Genomic DNA, 20,760 nt, shown 5'->3' with positions numbered 1-20,760 from the left:
CGTATCTTATCCTTTATTTTCTGCAAAATAACGGGCAAAATTCTTTACATAATTGTGGTTCATCCACTTGATCAATAACCACCGCTTAGGATTCATATCTTCAGAATATTCATATGTTGTTCCATAACGATTTTCTTTGATCAACTCTAAAGCACGTTTCTTTGCTTCATTTTCACGTGCGTATTTTTTGAAAGTCTTCACTGGAACACCCAACCATAAAGCAGCATGGTCGTTATGTTCATTACAGTAAAGTGTTTTGGCGTCCTTAAGCTCACCCGTCACGTAATCACTTACGACCCACTGTGCCAAGTTATAACCATTCAAGGTCACAAAGAAGCTACTGCGACCTTGACGCAAGTTGATCTCAAAGAGCTTGTATTTACCATCACGCACATCGTATTTCATATCAAAATTAGCATAACCAGTAAACTTGATCTCTTCTAAGAATCTTTTGATCGTATCATAGATCTCTTGGTTGTATTCTGGCATGATCGCTACATAGTTACCGATCGCAGACGGAGCTGGATCTTCCAGTAATGGATGACCTAAACACATCATCTTGACCTTGTGATCTTGATCAACATAGGCATTTAAGACCCGCATGTTACTATCATCACCTGGGATGAAATCTTGTAAGATAAAATCACCCGTATAGCCATTAGTGTAGGCTAAGTCGACGATCCGGTCAAATTCTTCGCGCGATCGGATCCGAAAGGCCTTCTTACGTCCTTCGAATTTAACGTCTAACCAAGCAATACTATTAGCTGGTTTTAAAGCTACCGGATAGTCAAATGGTTGCTCGATCTTCTCACCGCTATCGTGCATTTCCTTGGTTATAATTTGCGTCTTAGGATAAGGAAGATCATATTTTTCACAGATCTTATAGAAGTTTTCCTTGTTGTTCAACTGATGCAACATATCAACATCGATATATGGGCAAACAAAAACATCCTCTAATTCCTTTTTATGACGGACGATGAGCTCTGCGTATCCATCGCCACAACCGATCAAGATGACTGGTTCTTCATGGTCCCGATAGCGTTCTTTGATCTTTAACATCTCCTCGATCCAGACTGGATCTTCAGCAAAGCCATTGATCAATTCGAGATCCACGATCTTCGTAAAGCGCGTTGGAGCTAATTCTCGTTGTGCAAATGCTTTGACCGGTTTATGGAACATTTCATAAAATGAACGCGCCATGCCGTACACATTAAAATCGCTCCCCAAAAGGATCGGGGTAAAATCTGCTGTTTCGATTGCCATTACTCTAATTCCTCCAAAATCTCTTGTGCCAATTCAACGTCGGTCGGATATAAGATCTCCTCACCTTTAACTTTTAGGTATTTATCTTCCCCACGGCCTGCTAAAACAACAACATCCGTCGCTGTGCTAGCTTCGATCGCCAAACGGGTCGCTTTTTTACGATCAAGTTCAAAAACAACTTCGACCCGCTCATGATCGATATGCGCATCGATCTCTTGGGCGATCTGCAGTGGATCTTCAAATCCAGGATCATCAGTCGTCAAATAAGCAACATCAGCTTCTTCGCTCAAGGCTTTCCCAAAGCCCTCGCGCCGTGAGACCCCTTTATCACCGGTGCTTCCGACTACGACTCTGATCTTTCCAGCATGAGTCTGTTGCCGTAAAAATTTGAGCAACGCACTCAAACTTGCATAATTATGGGCATAATCAATGTAAACTGTCCCGTGAGCTTTCGAGCTGAGCATTTCCATTCGGCCGGGAACTTTGACCAGTGGTAGAGCTTCTTTAGCGACTGCTTTACGAGCCCCAGCTAAAGCCGAAGCGATGATCGCACTAGCTGCATTGCCTTCATTGTAATCACCCGCCAAAGCGATCGCATAAGTACCGTCGATCGCCAAGGCCTGCGCTTTTTTAGTTTTAGCACTCAATTTAAATTCACTTTGTTTAAGATCTTCAAAGTCATTAGCGATCTCAAAATCAACTGGTACATCAAAACTCAGTTGCGCATCTTTTCGGGCATAAAGATAGATATTTCCGCTCCCCACACTCGCTTTAGCTGTTTGATAAACATCCAACAAATATGCTGTTTCAGCATTGATCACACAAGTCTTAGAGTTCAAAAGTAATTGTTCTTTACAGAACAGATAATCTTCAAAAGTCGGATGTTCATTTTTACCGATATGATCGGGGGAAATATTTAAAAACAGCCCGATATCATATTTCAAGCCATAGACACGGCTCTTCTTATAAGCTTGAGAGGAGACTTCCATGACTAAATGATTCATCCCATTATTGATCGCTTGACGCATATCGTGGAAGAGGTCTAAGGACTCTGGTGTGGTCAAGTCAGATTTAAATCGTTGGTCTGGGTTTGGTCCTAAGATCCGGTCGATCGTAGAAAATAAAGCGGTCCGATCACCGGTCGCCTGTTCTAAGATCCCGCGGGTAAAGTAAGCCGAGGTCGTTTTGCCCTTCGTTCCCGTATAAGCGATGATGAACAATTCATTTTGGGGGTAATTGTAAAAAGCAGCTCCCAACAAGGCCATTGCTTTTTGAATATCGGAAACGATGATCGCGGTCATCCCATCGCCTTCTGGGTAATATTGTTCCGCCACATAACCTGTTGCCCCAGCTTTTTTGGCACTAGCTAAATACTCAGGTCTAAAATTACCCTTGCAGATAAATAGCGTTTGGGCTCCAGCTTTACGGGAATCGTATGTAATTTTGGTAAACATTTCCGCTTTAGGTGCGATCACAAGTGATTGCAACAATTGGTGTTCTTGTAATAATTTTTTTATCTCTGGTACAGCTAGCACGCCTGACTGCATCTCCTCATACTCATTTTTATATCTTATTGATTATCTCACGTTTTCAAAAAAAAATACAATATATATGGAACTCAGTGCGGACAAATGCGCTTTGAGCCGTATGAATAAGGATAGCTCAACTTTGAGGCGTTTTTTGCCTCGGAGTTGGGGTATTCTTATTCACTAGGCTCTGCATTGGGTAGCACGACAATACTCAGTGCGGACAAAATCGGGTGAGGCGTTCGGATAGCCTAGAAGAGACAATGATGCGTTTTTGGCATCGTTGGCTATTCGTAGCTATCCGCTAGCCTCAGATTTTGGTAGCACGACAATACTCAGTGCGCAAGACCGCGATCAGCTCCGTAGAAATAACGGTAACTCACTTATGAGGCGGGTCTTGCCTCATGAGCGAGGTATTGTTATTTCCTAGGAGTTGCGGTCTGGTGCACGTCAATAACTCAGTGCGGACAAATGCGCTTTGAGCCGTATGAATAAGGGCTACTCGACTTTGAGGCGTTTTTTGCCTCGAAGGTGAGTTGTCCTTATTCACTAGGCTCTGCATTTGGGAGCACGTCAACACTCAGTGCGGACAAATGCGCTTTGAGCCGTATGAATAAGGGCTACTCGACTTTGAGGCGTTTTTTGCCTCGAAGGTGAGTTGTCCTTATTCACTAGGCTCTGCATTTGGGAGCACGACATTACTCAGTGCGGACAAAATCCCATCTGAGCGAAGCCACAGCACTACTATTTTAGTTTGATATATCTATCTAAAATTCATGCTAGTCTTCCAAGTGTTATTTTATCCTATCTTTAAGGTAAATTAAAGCTAAGTTTATTGTTTACAAGTATAAAGGGGTATAAAATCAAATCAGAAGTATAAACGAGTATAAAGGAGGAGAAATTATGAATAATCCATTCAATCCCAGTTTCGGTAAAGTTCCTAATATTTTTTTAGACCGTGCCCATGCCGTCACTAAATTATCGACCGAACTTCAAAACCCCAATAGTCCCTATCAGACAACTCTGATCTACGGAGTCCGAGGAGTTGGCAAAACTTCACTTTTGACTGATGTTGGTAATAAAATGAGTGCTAAAAAAAATTGGTTAGTGGTAAATCTAACAACTAATTATAATGTTTTACAAACTTTGATCGATTCCATCTGCCAAAAAAGTTCACCTGAGATCAAAAGGTTACTCGATAAGATCGAAGGCATCAAGTTGTCAGCTTTTGGGATCCAATTTGAGTATCGTCTACAAGAGCTTACTGAAACAAATTACCAGATATTACTCGAAAATATTTTGGATAAACTACAAGCTAAAAATATTTCACTGTTGGTCACCATTGATGAAGTCGATCCAACACCCGAGATCAAAAATTTCATCTCATTATATCAGCTATTGATCCGTGAAAACTACCAGATATCCTTGATCATGACTGGTTTGCCCAATAAGCTTTCCGAATTACAAAATGACGATGTTTTGACCTTTCTACTTCGCAGTGCGCGGATGGAACTTTCTAATTTAGATCTACTTTCGATCAAACACAGCTACCAAGATACCTTCGCTAAAAAAGGTATCACTATTAGTGATGATGTTTTGATCGCAATGGTCAAAAAAACTAAGGGATATGCTTATTCTTTTCAACTATTGGGATATTTATTGTGGGAAATTGCCGATAAAAAGATAACTTTGGCAACACTAGAACAGATCCAAGGTGAGTATCTTGCAACTTTAGGCAGAAATGTCTACTACAAGGTCTTACAAGAGCTCTCACCAGTCGATCATAGCTTTGTGATCGCCATGGCAAAAGCTCCGACCCAGGTTGTCACGACCGCCTATCTCCAACAAAAACTGGACAAACCTAAAAACTATCTTTCAATGTATCGCAAGCGCCTTTTAGATGCACAAGTAATCAAAAGCCCTGCGCGTGGAATGCTTGAATTTACCTTGCCATATTTCAAAGAATATATCCTTGAAAACTTAAAATTTTACGTTTAAAAAGAGACTGTGACGGTCTCTTTTTTTAGTGGGAACGCATTCACCAAAAAACTCAAACCCAATGCAAAAAGTGCATTATGTTTGAGTTCACATTAACTGTACGGCACTACCGCTTTAGTTCATACTCTTTCTAATTTAATTTTATCTTTGGCAACAAATATAGATAACACCCAAAGCCTATACTAGCAAGCCCGACCCAAAAGCAGGCTAGGTGATAAGGAGAAAAAGTCGAAGCGAGCATAACACCTAACGCCCCTAACAAAGCGGTCCCCCGATAAATAAAGCCATTTAGTGCCATATACGTTCCACGTAATTCTTGTGTTGATAACTCTGCCAGTATCGTCTTGCTCAACGGAATGATGAAAACTTCACCGATCGAAGCTACAAATACAGCTGATACTAAAGTATAGAAATTATTAGAACTAATAATAAAGAAGAAAGCCGGAATATACATCACTAAGCCTAAGAGCAACAAGTGCTTCTCACCTAACCTTTTAGTCAAACTAGGTACGATCAAGGTCATCAAGACTACGATCAGTGTATTTTCCGTACGGATCAGTCCTGCCATTTGGATCCCAGTAAATTCGTGGCCTAAAACTATCACCTGAAATGACTTGGCTAAACGCACACTAACGTAATTTATCACCTGTGCGTCCAGTGACATGACTAGCAGTTGGGCCACACAATAGATCACAAACTGCCTGTTTTGTAAAACTTTGCCATACATTAAAAGCAACTGCTTTACGTTATTTTTTCCTGTTAAGCTGGGCGCATCATCAGTCAAATAACGTACCATGATGTAAAGTACCACAAGTGATGATAAGGATAGCAGCGTAAATAATTCAAAGCGATATTCATTAAAAAACATCCCGCCGATCATCGAGCCAAACATGATCGACAAATTCATCGCCCAATAATCGACTGCATAGATGAATGAACGATTTTTTGGCGTACTATCATCAATGATCATCGCTTCGGCTGCTGGATTTAAAAGAGCTGTTGCAGTATTTTGCAGTAGCATCATCATAAATGTCACACTAGGGATGATAAATATTGGTGAATTGAAGAGTGCCATAACAGCTAAAGCGCTTGTTTGGCAGAGCTGAGCCCAAATGATGATTTTTTTCTTACCAAATATATCGGCTAAATAGCCACTCAAAAATCCCATTACGATCGCCGCACTGGTGATGATAAGCAACATCGTCCCTGCTGTTTGGTCTGAAAAATACAGCGTTAAATAGATCGACATGAAAGGATAGACCATATTGCCAAAAAAACGAGATAGAAACGATGTCAGTAAGCGCACACGAACATTGATGTTCAAGCTTCGTAACTGTGATACCATAAATTTCCCCCTTATTTTAAGATCTTGACTGCATTTTATTTATGTTTGAGCGCAGGATATTGCTCAAGTCGTTTTGGAATAAAAATCTAATTCCGCATTTTGATAAAAAGATCAAGGCCTGTTTTAAGTGTTAACGTTTCACTCACAAATACTTTCTTGTCCATAATTTCCTCCCCTAGCTACCTTAAGACAATATAAAGTTATCCAAATAATAGCCTTTTTCTACATCTCGGTCAAATCTTTTTTTAATTTAGTTATATGTTTTTTAATAAAAAACAGCCCTAAAACCAGTTTTTCCCGGTTTTAGGGCTGTTTTAACAAATCTATTTAAATTTCTTCACTCCGGGCGCCCTTTTGATCGACCGCTAATTGGGCAAATTCACCAGTCAAACCGTGTTTTCTGGCTTCCTTGATAAACAGCTCGATCTTTTCGGGGGCAAGCAACGTCATTACGGTGGGACCAGCCCCACTCAAATACGTACCCTTAGCTCCTATTTTATGGCCTAATTCACGTAACACTTTTAAATGTGGGACTAATTTTTCACGGTATGGCTCATGATAGCTGTCTTGTTCGATCAATTCAGCCACTAGCTCTAGATCGTTAGTCAATAAGGCTGCGACCAAGGCATTGCCCACACTTCCCGCTCGTACTGCCGTCGCATATTCCAATTGTTTGGGTAAGACGCTTCGACTGACCTTAGTCTCCAATTCAAAATCAGGAATATACGCTAACAGTCCGATCTCAGGAAATGAAGCTTTGATCGTTTTTGGATGCGCATTTACCATCAATGAGAGCGTCAGACCCCCAAATAATGCTGGTGCTACGTTGTCAGGATGCCCTTCGATCTTAGTAGCTACCTCAAGTAATTCTTGGTCTGAAAACTTTTTGGTAGATAAAACTTGAGCTAACTTCAACCCAGCCACGATCGCTGCTGAACTACTGCCAAGTCCGCGCGCCAAGGGGATCTTAGAGCTCATTTTTAGCCTGTGCGGAGTGAGAGCCTGATCCAAGGTCAAAGCTGATGTGATGACCAAATTTGTTTCATCATGCGAAACTTCTGGGCCAAGATCATGTTCGATCTGCCAGTTAGCCGTTTTTTCCAACACCTCTAATGTCAAATAACGATCAACGGCTAGCCCTAAGGAATCAAAACCAGGACCCAAGTTAGCACTGCTAGCGGGTACAATGATCTTTTTCATACACTAGCCCTCCAATACTTTATATGCAGCCAGTAACTGCATCTCTGGCATTTCTTTTAGTTTGGCTTTGATCGCATTTAGCTGGGCCTCACTCATCGCATGGGTCACAAGTAAGATCCGCGCGGTGCCTTTGCTTTCCCCGGTCTGTTTGATCACATTGAAGCTAGCCTTTTGTTTGGCCATGATCTCAGTTAACTTCAGCATTTGCCCCGGTTTGTCTGGGAGCAACAAGGAAAGATAGTAGGGATAGATCACGTCACTTGCTGGGGCTAAAGCGACGTTTTTGACATAATCGTTAAAGCGACTACCCGTAGTCTCTAAGACGATATCTTTGGTGACTGCAATGATGTCGCTCAAAACACTGTTAGCAGTCGGCAATTCCCCCGCACCTGGGCCATAAAACATCGTCTCACCGACAGCTTTACCGGTCACTAAAACAGCATTATTTTCATTTTGGATCGCTGCCAACGGACGTGAACTAGGAACAAGTACCGGTCCAACTGAAACATCTAATTTATCATCGATGAGCTTAGCGATCCCTAGCAATTTGATCGTATAGCCTAACTGAGCCGCTTCATTGATATCGGCAAGTTGCACGCCATCGATCCCCTCGAGTTTCACATCATTAACCGTGATATCTTTTCCAAAGGCAAACTGCGTCAAAATGATCATCTTATAGGCAGCATCCTTACCTTTGACATCATTAGTGGGGTCAGCTTCTGCAAAACCTTTTTCCTGCGCAAGTTTTAAGGCTTGGGCATATGAGAGTCCATTTTGCGTCATCTGAGTCAAAATAAAATTCGTCGTCCCATTGACGATCCCTAAGACCGACTCCACTTGATCGGCAGCAAACGAATTGACGATCGTACGCAAGATCGGGATCCCCCCAGCAACACTAGCTTCATAAAAGAGGTCACAGTGATTTTGTTTGGCAAGCTCCGATAGCTCGGGGCCGTGTTGAGCGATCAGATCTTTGTTAGCCGTCACCACATGTTTTTTGGCATTGAGCAGTTGCTTGATGTAGCCACGCGCAGTCTCGACTGTCCCCATCACTTCAACGACGATCTTGATATCATCATCGGTCACTAACTTGGTAAAATCATCAGTCAATTCGATCCCCGTCAGATCCACATTACGCTTAGCGGTCACATCACGTACGACCACCGTTTTGACATTTAACTTGCAACCCGTGATGTCTGTGATCTTTTGTGCATTATCCTGTAAGATCTTCACGACCCCGCTTCCAACCGTTCCTAAGCCCAAGATCCCAATATCGATCGTCTTCATGCGCGCATTCCTCCGTGTCTAAAAAAGTTATATTTCCTTAATATTAACACATTCAAATTCCACTCAAAAGATTTTAAACACCTAATTTAACTAATAATTTTTACTTGTTATTTTAACCTTACTTTGGTAGTATGAACTCAAATTTACTCGAAAGGAATGTGAACTTATGGCAATTTCATACCGTAGCACGCGTGACCAACATGCCACCTCTTTTTTGGCCTCACAAGCTGTCTTACAAGGGCTGAGTCCCGATGGCGGTCTCTTTGTCCCAGATCATTTACCCCAACTTAACTTGGAATTAATGGATCTACCAAAATTAACTTATCAAGAATTGGCTTTTAAAATTTTACAACCATTCTTTAGTGATTATACTGCTACCGAATTACAGGACTGTATTGCCAAAGCTTACGGGGATAACTTTACCTCACCCCAGATCACACCTGTCAAATTTACTGCTGATCTTGCCTATTTGGAATTATTCCATGGTCCAACGATCGCGTTTAAAGATCTCGCGTTGCAATTATTGCCACATTTACTGCAATTAGCGGCTAAAAAAAATCAAACTGCTCTAAAGACAGTGATCTTGACTGCAACTTCGGGTGACACTGGTAAAGCTGCTATGGCAGGATTTGCTGATGTTAAAGATACTCAGATCATTGTTTTTTATCCTAAAGACGGGGTCAGTGAAGTCCAAGAAAAGCAAATGCGCTCCCAGACTGGCGCTAACACCCATGTGGTGGCGATCACGGGAAACTTCGATGATGCTCAAACCAAGGTCAAAGAGATCTTCGATGATCCTGATATGGCACTTGCACTACAGCAAAAGGGCTATCGCTTCTCTTCTGCTAATTCCATCAATATCGGGCGTCTATTCCCGCAAATGGTCTATTACTTCTACGCTTATGGTCAAATGCTCAAAGCTGGTAAGATCACTGCCGGGCAAGCAGTCAACTTCAGTGTTCCAACGGGAAATTTTGGCGACATTTTAGCTGGGTGGTACGCTAAAAAACTCGGGTTACCGATCAAAAAATTGCTCTGTGCTTCAAATGAAAACAATGTCCTAACTGAATTTTTTGCGAGCGGGATCTATGACCGCAAACGTCCATTCCACGTGACAACCTCGCCTTCGATGGATATTTTAGTTTCCAGCAACTTAGAGCGTCTATTATTCTATACGCTAGATCAAGATGCAACTAAAACTGCACAATTGATGGATCAGCTCAGTACCAGAGGCGTTTATATGCTTGATGCTGAATTGATCACCAAATTACAAACTGAATTCTTTGCTGATTTTGCCACGATCGACCAGACAGCCACTGAGATCAAACGCGTTTTTGAAAAAGAAGGTTATCCGCTCGATCCACATACTGCGGTCGGTTCGTTTGTCGCACGTCAATACCAGTTAAAAACAGGCGATCTCACCCCGATGATCGTCGTTTCTACTGCTAGCCCGTACAAATTCCCTGAGGCTGTCTTAGATGCTTTAGGTAAGCGCCAAGAAGCCACTGGAACAGCAGCCTTAAAACAGTTACATCAAGTGATCGCACAGCCTTATCCACAAACGATCGTAGAACTCTTTACCGCACCACTCTTACACGATCTGACTTGTGATCCTAAAGATATGAAAAAACTAGTGCTCCAACTCGTTAAGTAAAATTAGATAAGATATAGAGGTTTTTTGTTATGAAAGTTGTTAAATTTGGTGGAAGTTCTTTAGCTAATGGTGAACAGTTCAAAAAAGTTATCGCTATCGTGACCGCTCAACCAGAGCGTCAAGCCGTGATCACCTCGGCCCCAGGCAAACGTTTTAGCGATGACATCAAAGTGACTGACCTATTGATCACTTATGCTGAACAATTTTTAAATTATCTAGATACTAAAAAAATCCAAGAAAAGATCTTTGACCGCTACCAAGAGATCGCCCAAACATTTGAGTTACCAACCGAACAACTCACTTGGCTCAAAAAAGAATTACAACAGCTCCAAGAGCGGACTTATCCCAGTGCCGAATATCTTTTAGCAGCTTTTAAAGCACATGGAGAATATTTCAATGCTCGCCTCTTGACCTTGATCTTGAATCATCTGAAGATCAAAGCGCGTTTCATCGATCCGCGCGAAGTTGGCTTATTAGTCAGCTCTGATTCTAACGACGCCACGGTCTTGCCCGTGACTTATGAAAACTTAGCTCGGCTAGACTATACGGATGAGAAATTGATATTTCCCGGGTTTTTTGGAGTAACAAAAGAAGGGGAGATCGCTACTTTCTCACGGGGCGGATCAGATATCACTGGTGCTATCGTTGCTCGCGGGTTAAACGCTGAGCTCTACGAAAACTTTACCGATGTAGATGCGATCTACGCTACTGATCCTAGATTAGTCCAAGATCCATACGCGGTCACCAAAATGACTTACCGTGAGATGCGCGAACTTTCATATGCTGGTTTTTCAGTCTTTCACGATGAAGCGATCGTCCCTGCGATCGAAGGCCGGGTCAAGATCAACGTTAAAAATACTAACCATCCTGAGCGTCCAGGCACGATGATCATTCCGTATCAAGAATTTACGCCGATCACCCCGATCACTGGGATCTCAAGTGCTAAACATTTTTCTGCTCTGTACCTGCACAAATTCTTGTTGAACAAAGAGACTGGCTTTACGCTAAAAATTTTAAATATTCTCTACAAATACGGAATATCCTATGAACACATGCCTTCTGGGATCGATGATCTGACCATCATCTTTGATAACAGTCAGTTGACTGAAGCTAAAAGAAAAGCCGTCTCGCGTGACATCCGTGCTGTGATCCAACCTGATGAATTACGCTGGATCGATGACTATGCCTTGATCATGGTCGTTGGCGAAGGGATGATCAATCGTATCGGGATCATGAAAGATGTGATCTTAGCTATTTCAGACCACAATATCAACATCCATATGATCAACCAAGGTTCATCTGAAGTCTCGATCATGCTTGGAACTAAGAGCGCTGATGCTGATAAAGCTGTCAAATACATTTACGAAGCTTTTTTTGAACAAAAGTAGTCGTCCCGCTAAAGCAACATAAGCCCTACCATGATGGGTGATCATGGTAGGGCTTATTATTTATACTTTTACACACAATATAGCTTAAGACCTGGGTGGGATCTTAAGCTATATAGCGTATCAGATTGCAACTCATACGCTAAGTCGTCAACCACCACTGACTAAAGTCAGTGGCTTGTGAGCCGAAAATCCTTACAGATTTCGAACCACAATTTGCGTAGATAGGGACAACTTATTTGACCAACCGAAATTGTAATCAAACAGCGGTCGTCTAATTACCAACGCCTTTTATGTCCCCAGGTTGCCATAGGGACAGATAAGCTAAGCTAGTTTAGCTATTCCCTTATCAAGAATATTTTTAGCTGCGTTCCAGTCACGAATATGGTGAATACCACAGTTAGGACAAGTCCATTTTCGGTCATCTAACGTTAGTTTGTCCGTCCCATTAGTGCCCATCACAAAGCCACAATCGCAACATGTTTGGGTAGTGTTTCTTGGATTGATTGTGATAAATTGACGCCCATAAAGCTTTGCTTTATAAGCCAACATGCCAAGAAATGTTCGCCAACCAACGTCAGAAATACTAAGTGCTAAAGCATGATTTTTAAGCATATTCTTGCTACGCAACTCTTCGGCTACTACTAAATCGTGGTTCTTGATTAATGCAGTAGAGATTTGTTGGAGAAAATTATGTCTTTGGTTCATTACTTTGGCATGAAGTTTGGCAACTAGCAAGCGTTGCTTTTGGTAATTTTTACTATCGCGTAAAGAACGATGTTCTTTTTTTGCACGTTGTTGCCGTCTAGATAAAATGCGCTGTTCTTTGGCTAATTTACCTTTAATAGTGCGATAATATCGTGGATTAGGAACTATGTTACCTCCACTGTCGGTTAAGAAGTTATCAGTATTAAGATCAATTCCAACATGCCCATGAGTAGCTTTGGCCACTTTAACAAAAGATTCATCTGAAGCTAACTGCATTGATAAGAAGAAGCGATCCGCTGAATCTTTAGTCAACGTCACAGTACCAATTCTAGTCTCGCATATTCTTTTCAAAAGCCGTGCTTGCGAACCGGCAACACGTAACAGTCCGATTTTAGGGACTTTGACATGGCTATTATCTAGAAAACAGACTGTACCGTTAGTTAGCAACGCAGTCTTTTGCCCTGGGTATTGACAATTAGTTTGATAACGCCAGCGATAATTCTTTCGATGAAACTTAGGAACACCAGCGGTGTGAACCTTCCGAAAAGCATTCCAAGCTTTCCGATAGTTCTGAATGGCATTAGCTTTCGTCAAACTATCAATTCGTTTATCTTCTAAGAATTGATAGTGATTAGACATTTGCTTAGCGTTTTGGCGCATAGTTAGTTGCTTAATACGATCCCGAACTATGTCAATCGGTAGCTTAACTCTGCGAAGCTGCATCAGTTCCTTATTGATCGCAACCATTTCGTTATAGATAAAGCGACTAGCGTCACTGTTGATTTTAATCAACTGCTTTTGTTGGTCACTAGGATAGCAGCGCATTTTTAGGCCATAATGATATTTCATTTTTGCCATTGATTTCATTTGATTTCACCTCCCTTATTGATATAATAACATTGTATCATGATGTCAATGTATTAACAAAGGAGACCATATTATGACTAAAGAAAAAATCAAAGAGGCCATTTATACTCGTCGTTATATCTATAATTTCCATTACCATTTGATCTGGGTAACTAAATATCGCAATCAGACTTTTACAACCGAGGCCTTATCTAACGAAATGAAAGCTATCTTGCAGCAAGTTGCAGATAACAATGACATCGTAATCGAAAAGATGGAAGTCATGCCGGATCACATTCATATGCTGATCAGTTTTCCGCCAAGCAAAGCGCCGGCTAGTGCCATTAAGGCGCTCAAAGGACGTAGTGCCTATATTTTTTTACAAAATCATCCAGAAATACGACGTAGCCAATATTGGGGCGGTCATCTTTGGTCGCCAAGTTACTATATGAGTACGTTGGGCAATATGAGCAAAGAAGTTGTAGAGAAATATATCAATGACCAAAAATATACAGAAACAAACAAAAAGCCCCATAAAGGGGCTCAATAGTGGCCTATCCATCCCATGACTAAAGTCACGGGATGGATAGGCGTCATTAAAGCAATGGAATATCACAAAGTTATTTCAGAGCTTAGAACCAACAAGAACATCAAGGTCTCTGACCTGATCGGCGATAATATGTCGCGTTCAAGCTATAACCGTTTTATTTCTGGAAAGACTGATATCTATAGCCAACACTTACTTGCTTTACTCGATCAGCTCCATGTTTCATTTTCCGAGCTAGAATATATTGCTAGCGGCTATAATACTTCTAAAGAAGATACTTTCTTTCTCAAAGTCGTCCTGGCTGCGCAAGCAAAGGATCATGAGGGGCTGGTCCTTTGTTATCGCCAAGCACAATGATTTTTACACCCATATTTTAGGCGCCTTAGATCTAGTGATCAGTCAACTTAAGTCACAACCATATAACTTAAGTGACAATGCTTTATACACATATTTGATCCAAGCTTTTTCTTGGACCGACTATGAATTTAAATTCTTCCAATTGATCTTACCGGCTCTTTCCCCCGCTGAACTCGAACCATTTTTAGCCAAGATCGAACGTAATCTAGCTAAGTTTGGCAATGCTACACCCTATAATCAGAAAAGTTGCAATTTAATCTGTGATATTATTTTTTATTTTATTCAGCACCAAAATTACGTTAATGCTTCACATTATCTCACGTTACTCGAAAATTATGACCTGACTGAAAATCTAGTCTACGAAAAGTTGTTATTTACATTTTTTACCAACCTCAAGAAATTATTACTTCATCAACCAGCTAATACTTGGCGCCGTCCATTATCCAAATGCATTGCGACCGCTAAATTTCTCGATATGCCTAATTTAGCTGAAAAATTTGAACAAACTATTTTACAGATAACTAACTAAAAGCAGGTAGCCTCCTATAGCACGGAAGGCTACCTGCTTATTTGCGTCGCAATGGATGCAACTAGAGACCACTACTAGGGGTATCATTTTTACGCACTTAAAAGCCAAATTTTAAAAAGATCGCAACTTTTTGGCTGACTTCAGCGATATTTTGTTTAGCCATTAATTCGATAAAAATAAAACCCAGGTTATCTCGCCTAAAAAATATGGCTTTAGCAACTGACATTTCAACAACATCAAATACTTGCCTAAGATGCACTAGTAAAAATCATCGGCGTGACTCTTACTTATATCCTCAACGATCAATATTTCGTATTGATAAACTTTCCTAACGCTAAACCACCCTTATCTGCTGCAGGATCGATCACTGAGCATTTAAGGAATATATCGCTCCATTAACATAAGCTACGCTACCACATAAATAGTGGATCAAAAACCATAAAGATCTTTGATCCACCACTTATCTTATAGTGCACTAAAAACAAACACCGCCTGAGTTTGGACGCTCTGCTGGATGGGTGTACTGCCCGACCTAGGACCAGCCAATGTCACCATTTATTGTAAGCTACTCAACAAATGTCTCAGTCAAGTGCTCATTTATCTGCTTTTTCTTCAAAAAAGATACAGGTGTGTCATTTTTGAGACATTTACTGCTCTGCACTGTATTTCGATCTCCTAGACATATAAAATACCCTCCAAGTATAAGATGAATTTTCTATTTCATCTGTATACTTAGAGGGCATTATAACCATTCAACTAAGAGAAAGGGTTATTTAGTGAGCTTGACCTTGCTTACCGTATCAGCTGTCGTGTCTTCTGGGAAGTACACTTGATACCATAAGATAAAGGTATAGATGGTAAAGATCTTTTGCATGGAAGACTTACCGTTGATATGTTCTTGTAAGATCTCAAGTAAAGCTTCTGGTTCGAAGAATTTCTTAGCTACATCTGAAGTAAATGCTTCTTCGATCCGTTTTCTGAACTTATCTTCTTTGATCCAGCTAGCAATTGGAGATGGAAAGCCAAGTTTTTCCTTATTTGCCACATCTTTTGGTAATTCAGCGGCAGCTGCCGTCCGCAAGGAGACCTTGGTTTCATCGCCACGGATACGCGTTTTGATCGGCATTGTAGCAGCAAAGGCAGCCACTTCTTTATCAACTAATGGTGTCCGGACTTCAAGTGAGTTACACATACTCATCCGGTCAGCTTTGTGCAAGATATCAAATGGTAACCAAGTGTTGATATCAAAGTATTGCATTTGCGTCATTTCATCTTTATCTTTAACGTCATCAAAAATATGCTTGGTATAAGCACCAGAATCAACGTTTAAAGCCTTGTTCTTCAAGATCTTATCCCGATCATGATAGTTAAAGACATAGTTTACCCGGTAGTAGCGTTCACTCAATGGTTGTGCCCCACGGACCAAGAAACGTTGTCCATGGAAACGAGGTAAGTTGATCACCATCTTAGAAAGGGCACTCCGCAAACCTGCTGGAACATATTTTTGATACTTTTCAAATGGACGAGCTTCTAAGTAAGTGTTGTAGCCACCGAAGAATTCGTCAGCACCTTCACCAGAAAGCGCAACTTTAACTTGTTTTCTAGTCCCTTTGGAAAGGTAGTAAAGTTGCATTGCTGATGGGTTAGAGAGCGGTTCATCCATGTAGTACATGATCGTTGGTAAGATGTCAAAGTAATCATCACCATCCATCGTGATCCGCGTATTTTCTTGACCGATCTTTTTAGCAAAGCGAGAAGACCAATCTAATTCACTATATTTGGAATTGTTGAAACCAAGTGAAAATGACTTGATCGGTTTTAACTTAGCAGCTTCGTTCAAAACATAACTTGAATCAACACCACTGGACAAGAAACTACCAACTTCAACGTCTGCGACCATGTGAGCTTTGACCGAATTGTCGACTAAGCCTTGGATCTTCTTAGCATCGCCTTCGATCGTTTGATTTTCATCAATGTGATCGTAGTTGAATTTGTAGTATTGATGGATCTCAGTCTTGCCATCTTTGTGGATAAAGTAATGACCTGGCAAAAGCTTATAGACATTTTTGAACATTGTTTCCTTAGAAGGAATAAATTCAAAACTCAAATGAATTGGTAAAAGCTTTTCATTGAATTCCTTCACAAATTTTGGATGATCTAAGAAAGCTTTGATCTCAGATGCCCATAAGAAACTTTGCCCATCATCATAGTAATACATCGGCTTGATACCAAAGTGGTCACGCGCACCAAAGACTTCCTTAGTCTTGCGGTCATAGATCACAAAAGCATACATCCCGCGTAATTTATCTAATAATTTTGGCCCCCAAGCATCATAGCCATGGATCAAAACTTCTGAGTCAACATCGGTTCTAAATTTATAACCTAAAGCTTTCAACTCTTCACGAATTTCGCGATAGTTGTAAATTTCACCATTGAAGGTCAAGATTTTAGTTTCATCACTGTTATACATTGGTTGCTTTCCATGAGCCAAGTCGATGATCGAAAGGCGACGGAAACCCATTGCAGCCCCTTCGTCTGCAAAATAAGCTTCATCGTCTGGACCACGGTGACGGATACGATCCGCCATTTTTTCAATTGTGTTATCTGGAATATCAGTTTGGTTTACATACCCAACAAAACCACACATAATGTTTGTTCTCCTTTTACTCTGTTTACTGCCTTAGATTACCCTTTATTACGCCAATTGTCAAAATTTACTGTGGTTCTGGCATATAGGCAATATTGGCAAACTTGTTATATGATTTGATAAATAAGAGCTTGACCGTCCCACGCGCACCAGCACGGTTCTTTTCAATGATCAGTTCAACTTCACCGACATCTTGATTTTCCGGCTGGCCATTGTTGTCTGTGTCAGCGTCATCCCCGTCAGCGCGCTCATAGTAGTCATCTCGGTAAAGGAACGCTACGATATCGGCATCTTGCTCGATCGATCCAGATTCACGGATATCAGACAACACCGGCCGTTTATCTTGGCGCTGTTCGACCCCACGTGAGAGCTGAGATAAGGCAATGATCGGGACTGAGAGCTCTTTTGATAATTTCTTTAATTGACGCGAGATCTCAGAAACTTCTTGTTGGCGACTTTCTTTGTTAGAACCTTCGATCAACTGTAGATAATCGATCACGATCAGACCTAGATCACCTTTTTCCTTAGCTAACCGCCGACTCTTGGCACGGATCTCGGACATCTTGATCCCTGGTGTATCATCGATATAAATACTTGTTTTTGAAAGAGCCCCGACGGCCACGATCAGATTAGCCCATTCTTGCTCATCTAATTGCCCTGTGCGCAAGTGATTAGCACTGATCGAGCCTTCCGCACATAACATCCGGTTGACTAGCGATTCGGCACTCATTTCTAAAGAGAACAATGCGATCGTCTTATCAGTCGAAGTCCCGATATTTTGCGCGATATTCAAGGCAAAGGCCGTCTTACCCACAGCCGGGCGGGCAGCTAAGATGATCAAATTATCCGGCTGTAGCCCAGCTGTCATGTGGTCGAAATCTTTGTAGCCAGTTGCAAGCCCTGTGATATCTTCATCTTGTTGTGATAACTTATCGATCTCATCTAAAGAATCAGTCAAAACTTTACTGATCTCTTTAAAGCCACTTTGGGTGCGGTTTTCCGCCACTTCCATGATCTGACGTTCTGCCGATTCTAAGAGATCAGAAACAGGTTCATCTTGTTCTTTTGCTTGAGTGATGATATTGGTTGCCGCTGCGATCACCCGGCGTAGGACAGCTTTTTCTGCCACCAATTTGGCATAATACCCCACATTGGCTGCTGTCGGCACGGATGAAGCCAATTCAGCAATGTAGGCGACCCCACCGACATCATCGAGTTGGTTGTTCATCTCAAGGCGGTTATTGACCGTTAAAACATCAATTGCTTCTCCATCGTCGTTTAGATCGATCATTGCTTGGAACAACAATTGATGGGCACGCCGGTAAAAATCTTTAGCTTCCACAAATTCCATTGCATCCGCTAAAGCATCAGGGCTCAAAAAGACAGCCCCTAAAACAGCCTGCTCCGCTTCAATATTTTGCGGTGGTAGGCTGTCATTTAAAAGTTCATTATCCAACCAGCTTCATCCTTTCTGTATTTTAAGTGTACAACTTGAAATTATAACACAAAAAATAGAACGGTCGAATCTATTGTTACCTATATATCACTGACCTAAAAAATATTGTCTTGTTTTATATCACAATTAGTTCTACACTATAGTAAAAGTTAAAGGGGGAAGTTTCTTTGTTTATCACTCAACTTACCAAGCGTGACTGGTATCGGATCTACAAATATCTTTGGAAGGCGCAGTTATTGCCTCAAAAAATACGCATATGTGTAAAAACTGTTGCCATTTTGCGAATTTTATTAGCAGTATGGGTCCTTTTTCCTATAGTCCTTCGTGTTTTATTTTTATTGCTACTTCGTGCTCCACTAACTTATTATCTTTCTTATTACGAAATTTTCTTGATAATAACTGTGAGCTCACTTTTGATATTCTACTACCCCTTGCTCTTTTGGGCAGAATCACGAAAATTTTCTCCAAAAGTGTTTATCACTTTGAAGCAAGGAACTCCACTTGCTAAACTAAAGAAAATACGCAAACGATATCCGACAGCTTATATCACTCCCAATCAAGGAATGTTTGAGCCACCTTTTAATAGTAAGTGGACCGTTCTCAACTTTGAAGACTGCTACTTACTAGTGGCAAAAGGCAAACTGCCCTATGAGCCTAAACGCTATTTTATATCATTTGCCATCATCAGATATAAAGACATAAAACATACAATAACTTTTTCTAAGCAACTTGAGCCTGTCTGCGAACGGATAGTAAATTATTCTGACGTCAAATTACTTCATGAAGAATAGTTAGTTAATTAAATCATAAAGGAGAAAACGATATGTTTGTCACTCAACTTACCAAACACGATTGGTATCGCATTTATAAATATCTTTGGAAAGCGCAAATATCACCTAACAGATTTCGTATATTTGCAAAATTTGGCATGGTCCTCTTAGTTTTGTTAGCTATATATCTCTTAGCACCTACAATTCTGCGTGTTTTACTCTTATTACTATTTCATATCCCGTTCACTGTTTCTATCTCTTATTCAGGAGCTTTTTTTATCGCAATCATAGTTTTTCTGCTAATATTTTACTATCCTCTACTTTTTTGGAAAGAACTGAGGATTTTTTCTCCGAAAATATTTATCACTTTGACAAAAAGCACTGATCATTTTAAATTAAAGAAGATACGCAAACAGTATCCTACAGCTTATATCACGGCAGGCCTATTTTCTCCGTCTTCCGATAGTGATCTGATAGCTATTAGCTTCAAGGATTGTTATTTACTAGTAAAAAAAGGAAAATTACCATATGATCCTAAACGCTATTTTATCCTACCTAGTGTTATCCGATACAGAGATATTAGTAACAAAACCGCTTTCTATAAACAACTTGATTCTATATGTAAGCAAAAAATCAATTACTCTAAAATTACATTACTTCACGAAGAGTAAATTCCATAATACTACTCATGAATACTATCCAAGTACTCCTATACGATAGTGCACTTATATCAGAATATAGAACAATAACATCACTATTTTCCATATAAACTATACTCAACATTCCCTTCTTTACATATCGCCAATAATACATTATTGGGATCCCCAGCTCTGAAATAAATTTTTTTACCACTAACTTGGCTAATATTTTTTGAAATCGGTATAAGTACATTGCGGATATATCCGTTACTATCGTTATTTCGTAAATTTTCTAATAAAGAACTATTACTAAGAGTTACTTGGTAACCGTCATTAAAGCCACTTACATCAACTTCTAGTCCTTGTCTAGCATAAAATTCTTTTATTTCACGCTTTTCCTGCTCATCTTCTGATCTACTTTTAAAAATTTTTCCACTTTTTGAACCATTTGTTACCTGAACAGTATTGTTTTTAGAACATCCATTAGTGACAGTAAGCATAGCAAACACTATTAATAAAGATATACTAGATTTTTTCATATCGATCCAACTCCGATATCATTTGCCATTTTGTCAGTATCTACGCCTTATCAAAGCGATTCTAT

At 40.5% G+C, this 20,760-nt stretch carries 18 protein-coding genes; 8 read left to right on the top strand and 10 right to left on the bottom strand.

The annotated features are described in order from the left end of the window. Positions 1–6: 6 nt before the first annotated feature. Entirely contained in the window at positions 7–1,263 is a 1,257-nt protein-coding gene (locus CPS94_RS09060; RefSeq protein ID WP_112193900.1) for a carboxylate--amine ligase, read from the bottom strand. Then, on the bottom strand, positions 1,263–2,810 hold the full coding sequence (locus CPS94_RS09055) for a UDP-N-acetylmuramoyl-L-alanyl-D-glutamate--2,6-diaminopimelate ligase (protein WP_191983785.1): 1,548 nt from the start codon (positions 2,808–2,810) through the stop codon (positions 1,263–1,265). Before CPS94_RS09055 ends, CPS94_RS09060 begins: the two co-directional genes overlap by 1 nt. A gap of 882 nt (positions 2,811–3,692) precedes the next feature. Between CPS94_RS09055 and CPS94_RS09050 the strand changes: the two genes are divergently transcribed. Further along, the gene (locus tag CPS94_RS09050) at positions 3,693–4,787 is read left to right on the top strand and encodes a DnaA ATPase domain-containing protein (RefSeq protein ID WP_112193898.1); all 1,095 of its coding nucleotides are present in this window, start codon (positions 3,693–3,695) and stop codon (positions 4,785–4,787) included. A 130-nt stretch (positions 4,788–4,917) separates the two neighbouring features. Here the strand turns inward: CPS94_RS09050 and CPS94_RS09045 are convergent, their stop codons facing one another. The 3 genes from CPS94_RS09045 to CPS94_RS09035 form a co-directional block, all read right to left on the bottom strand. Then, positions 4,918–6,132 carry an MFS transporter gene (locus tag CPS94_RS09045; RefSeq protein WP_112193896.1) on the bottom strand — a complete coding sequence of 405 codons (1,215 nt, stop codon included), beginning with the start codon at positions 6,130–6,132 and terminating at the stop codon, positions 4,918–4,920. A 327-nt stretch (positions 6,133–6,459) separates the two neighbouring features. Next, entirely contained in the window at positions 6,460–7,332 is an 873-nt protein-coding gene (gene thrB, locus CPS94_RS09040; protein WP_004049650.1) for a homoserine kinase, read from the bottom strand. Between the two features lie 3 nt (positions 7,333–7,335). Beyond that, positions 7,336–8,619 (bottom strand): homoserine dehydrogenase, encoded by a 1,284-nt coding sequence (locus tag CPS94_RS09035; RefSeq protein ID WP_004049652.1) that lies wholly within the window; start codon positions 8,617–8,619, stop codon positions 7,336–7,338. 166 nt (positions 8,620–8,785) lie between these two features. On the opposite strand from CPS94_RS09035, the gene thrC reads away from it, so the two are divergent. Both thrC and CPS94_RS09025 read left to right on the top strand, forming a co-directional pair. Next, positions 8,786–10,273 carry a threonine synthase gene (gene thrC / locus CPS94_RS09030; RefSeq protein ID WP_112193889.1) on the top strand — a complete coding sequence of 496 codons (1,488 nt, stop codon included), beginning with the start codon at positions 8,786–8,788 and terminating at the stop codon, positions 10,271–10,273. Between the two features lie 29 nt (positions 10,274–10,302). Then, the gene (locus CPS94_RS09025; RefSeq protein WP_112193887.1) at positions 10,303–11,661 is read left to right on the top strand and encodes an aspartate kinase; all 1,359 of its coding nucleotides are present in this window, start codon (positions 10,303–10,305) and stop codon (positions 11,659–11,661) included. A gap of 321 nt (positions 11,662–11,982) precedes the next feature. Here the strand turns inward: CPS94_RS09025 and CPS94_RS09020 are convergent, their stop codons facing one another. Further along, on the bottom strand, positions 11,983–13,233 hold the full coding sequence (locus CPS94_RS09020) for an RNA-guided endonuclease InsQ/TnpB family protein (RefSeq protein ID WP_004050805.1): 1,251 nt from the start codon (positions 13,231–13,233) through the stop codon (positions 11,983–11,985). A 73-nt stretch (positions 13,234–13,306) separates the two neighbouring features. On the opposite strand from CPS94_RS09020, the gene tnpA reads away from it, so the two are divergent. The 3 genes from tnpA to CPS94_RS09005 are packed head-to-tail and all read left to right on the top strand — an operon-like array spanning position 13,307 to position 14,645. Then, the gene (gene tnpA / locus CPS94_RS09015; protein WP_004050858.1) at positions 13,307–13,762 is read left to right on the top strand and encodes an IS200/IS605 family transposase; all 456 of its coding nucleotides are present in this window, start codon (positions 13,307–13,309) and stop codon (positions 13,760–13,762) included. A gap of 54 nt (positions 13,763–13,816) precedes the next feature. Beyond that, on the top strand, positions 13,817–14,116 hold the full coding sequence (locus CPS94_RS09010; RefSeq protein WP_162626435.1) for a helix-turn-helix domain-containing protein: 300 nt from the start codon (positions 13,817–13,819) through the stop codon (positions 14,114–14,116). Continuing rightward, a complete protein-coding gene (locus tag CPS94_RS09005) occupies positions 14,079–14,645 on the top strand; it encodes an Rgg family transcriptional regulator (RefSeq protein ID WP_112193883.1) in 567 nt (188 codons plus the stop codon). Before CPS94_RS09010 ends, CPS94_RS09005 begins: the two co-directional genes overlap by 38 nt. Before the next feature lie 97 nt (positions 14,646–14,742). Here the strand turns inward: CPS94_RS09005 and CPS94_RS11380 are convergent, their stop codons facing one another. The 3 genes from CPS94_RS11380 to dnaB form a co-directional block, all read right to left on the bottom strand. Next, entirely contained in the window at positions 14,743–14,904 is a 162-nt protein-coding gene (locus CPS94_RS11380; RefSeq protein ID WP_162626434.1) for a hypothetical protein, read from the bottom strand. 510 nt (positions 14,905–15,414) lie between these two features. Next, positions 15,415–17,292, bottom strand: coding sequence for an asparagine synthase (glutamine-hydrolyzing) (gene asnB / locus CPS94_RS08995; protein WP_112193873.1), 1,878 nt, complete (start codon positions 17,290–17,292; stop codon positions 15,415–15,417). 67 nt (positions 17,293–17,359) lie between these two features. Beyond that, complete coding sequence (dnaB, locus tag CPS94_RS08990; RefSeq protein WP_112193871.1) at positions 17,360–18,748, bottom strand: replicative DNA helicase; 1,389 nt, start codon at positions 18,746–18,748, stop codon at positions 17,360–17,362. Positions 18,749–18,915: 167 nt separating this feature from the next. Here dnaB and CPS94_RS08985 point away from each other — a divergent pair, with 167 nt between their 5' ends. Together CPS94_RS08985 and CPS94_RS08980 are read left to right on the top strand one after the other, a co-directional pair. After that, entirely contained in the window at positions 18,916–19,539 is a 624-nt protein-coding gene (locus CPS94_RS08985) for a hypothetical protein (protein ID WP_112193869.1), read from the top strand. Between the two features lie 32 nt (positions 19,540–19,571). Next, positions 19,572–20,189 (top strand): hypothetical protein, encoded by a 618-nt coding sequence (locus CPS94_RS08980; RefSeq protein WP_112193867.1) that lies wholly within the window; start codon positions 19,572–19,574, stop codon positions 20,187–20,189. A gap of 83 nt (positions 20,190–20,272) precedes the next feature. On the opposite strand, the gene CPS94_RS08975 is transcribed toward CPS94_RS08980, so the two are convergent. Beyond that, complete coding sequence (locus CPS94_RS08975) at positions 20,273–20,695, bottom strand: hypothetical protein (RefSeq protein ID WP_112193865.1); 423 nt, start codon at positions 20,693–20,695, stop codon at positions 20,273–20,275. Positions 20,696–20,760: the final 65 nt, after the last annotated feature.

It is taken from the genome of Ligilactobacillus murinus (assembly GCF_003288115.1).
GTDB lineage: Bacteria > Bacillota > Bacilli > Lactobacillales > Lactobacillaceae > Ligilactobacillus > Ligilactobacillus murinus.
This window is presented reverse-complemented; position numbering and strand designations above follow the sequence as displayed.

Excerpts from the sequence above, each read along its gene's own strand:
- CPS94_RS09060 (WP_112193900.1), bottom strand. The coding sequence starts at position 1,263 with ATGGCAATCGAAACAGCAGATTTTACCCCGATCCTTTTGGGGAGCGAT.
- thrB (WP_004049650.1), bottom strand. The coding sequence starts at position 7,332 with ATGAAAAAGATCATTGTACCCGCTAGCAGTGCTAACTTGGGTCCTGGT.
- CPS94_RS08975 (WP_112193865.1), bottom strand. The coding sequence starts at position 20,695 with ATGAAAAAATCTAGTATATCTTTATTAATAGTGTTTGCTATGCTTACT.
- CPS94_RS09055 (WP_191983785.1), bottom strand. The coding sequence starts at position 2,810 with ATGCAGTCAGGCGTGCTAGCTGTACCAGAGATAAAAAAATTATTACAA.
- thrC (WP_112193889.1), top strand. The coding sequence starts at position 8,786 with ATGGCAATTTCATACCGTAGCACGCGTGACCAACATGCCACCTCTTTT.
- CPS94_RS09050 (WP_112193898.1), top strand. The coding sequence starts at position 3,693 with ATGAATAATCCATTCAATCCCAGTTTCGGTAAAGTTCCTAATATTTTT.
- tnpA (WP_004050858.1), top strand. The coding sequence starts at position 13,307 with ATGACTAAAGAAAAAATCAAAGAGGCCATTTATACTCGTCGTTATATC.
- CPS94_RS08980 (WP_112193867.1), top strand. The coding sequence starts at position 19,572 with ATGTTTGTCACTCAACTTACCAAACACGATTGGTATCGCATTTATAAA.
- CPS94_RS09010 (WP_162626435.1), top strand. The coding sequence starts at position 13,817 with ATGGAATATCACAAAGTTATTTCAGAGCTTAGAACCAACAAGAACATC.
- CPS94_RS09025 (WP_112193887.1), top strand. The coding sequence starts at position 10,303 with ATGAAAGTTGTTAAATTTGGTGGAAGTTCTTTAGCTAATGGTGAACAG.
- CPS94_RS09020 (WP_004050805.1), bottom strand. The coding sequence starts at position 13,233 with ATGAAATCAATGGCAAAAATGAAATATCATTATGGCCTAAAAATGCGC.
- CPS94_RS09045 (WP_112193896.1), bottom strand. The coding sequence starts at position 6,132 with ATGGTATCACAGTTACGAAGCTTGAACATCAATGTTCGTGTGCGCTTA.
- asnB (WP_112193873.1), bottom strand. The coding sequence starts at position 17,292 with ATGTGTGGTTTTGTTGGGTATGTAAACCAAACTGATATTCCAGATAAC.
- CPS94_RS09005 (WP_112193883.1), top strand. The coding sequence starts at position 14,079 with ATGAGGGGCTGGTCCTTTGTTATCGCCAAGCACAATGATTTTTACACC.
- CPS94_RS09035 (WP_004049652.1), bottom strand. The coding sequence starts at position 8,619 with ATGAAGACGATCGATATTGGGATCTTGGGCTTAGGAACGGTTGGAAGC.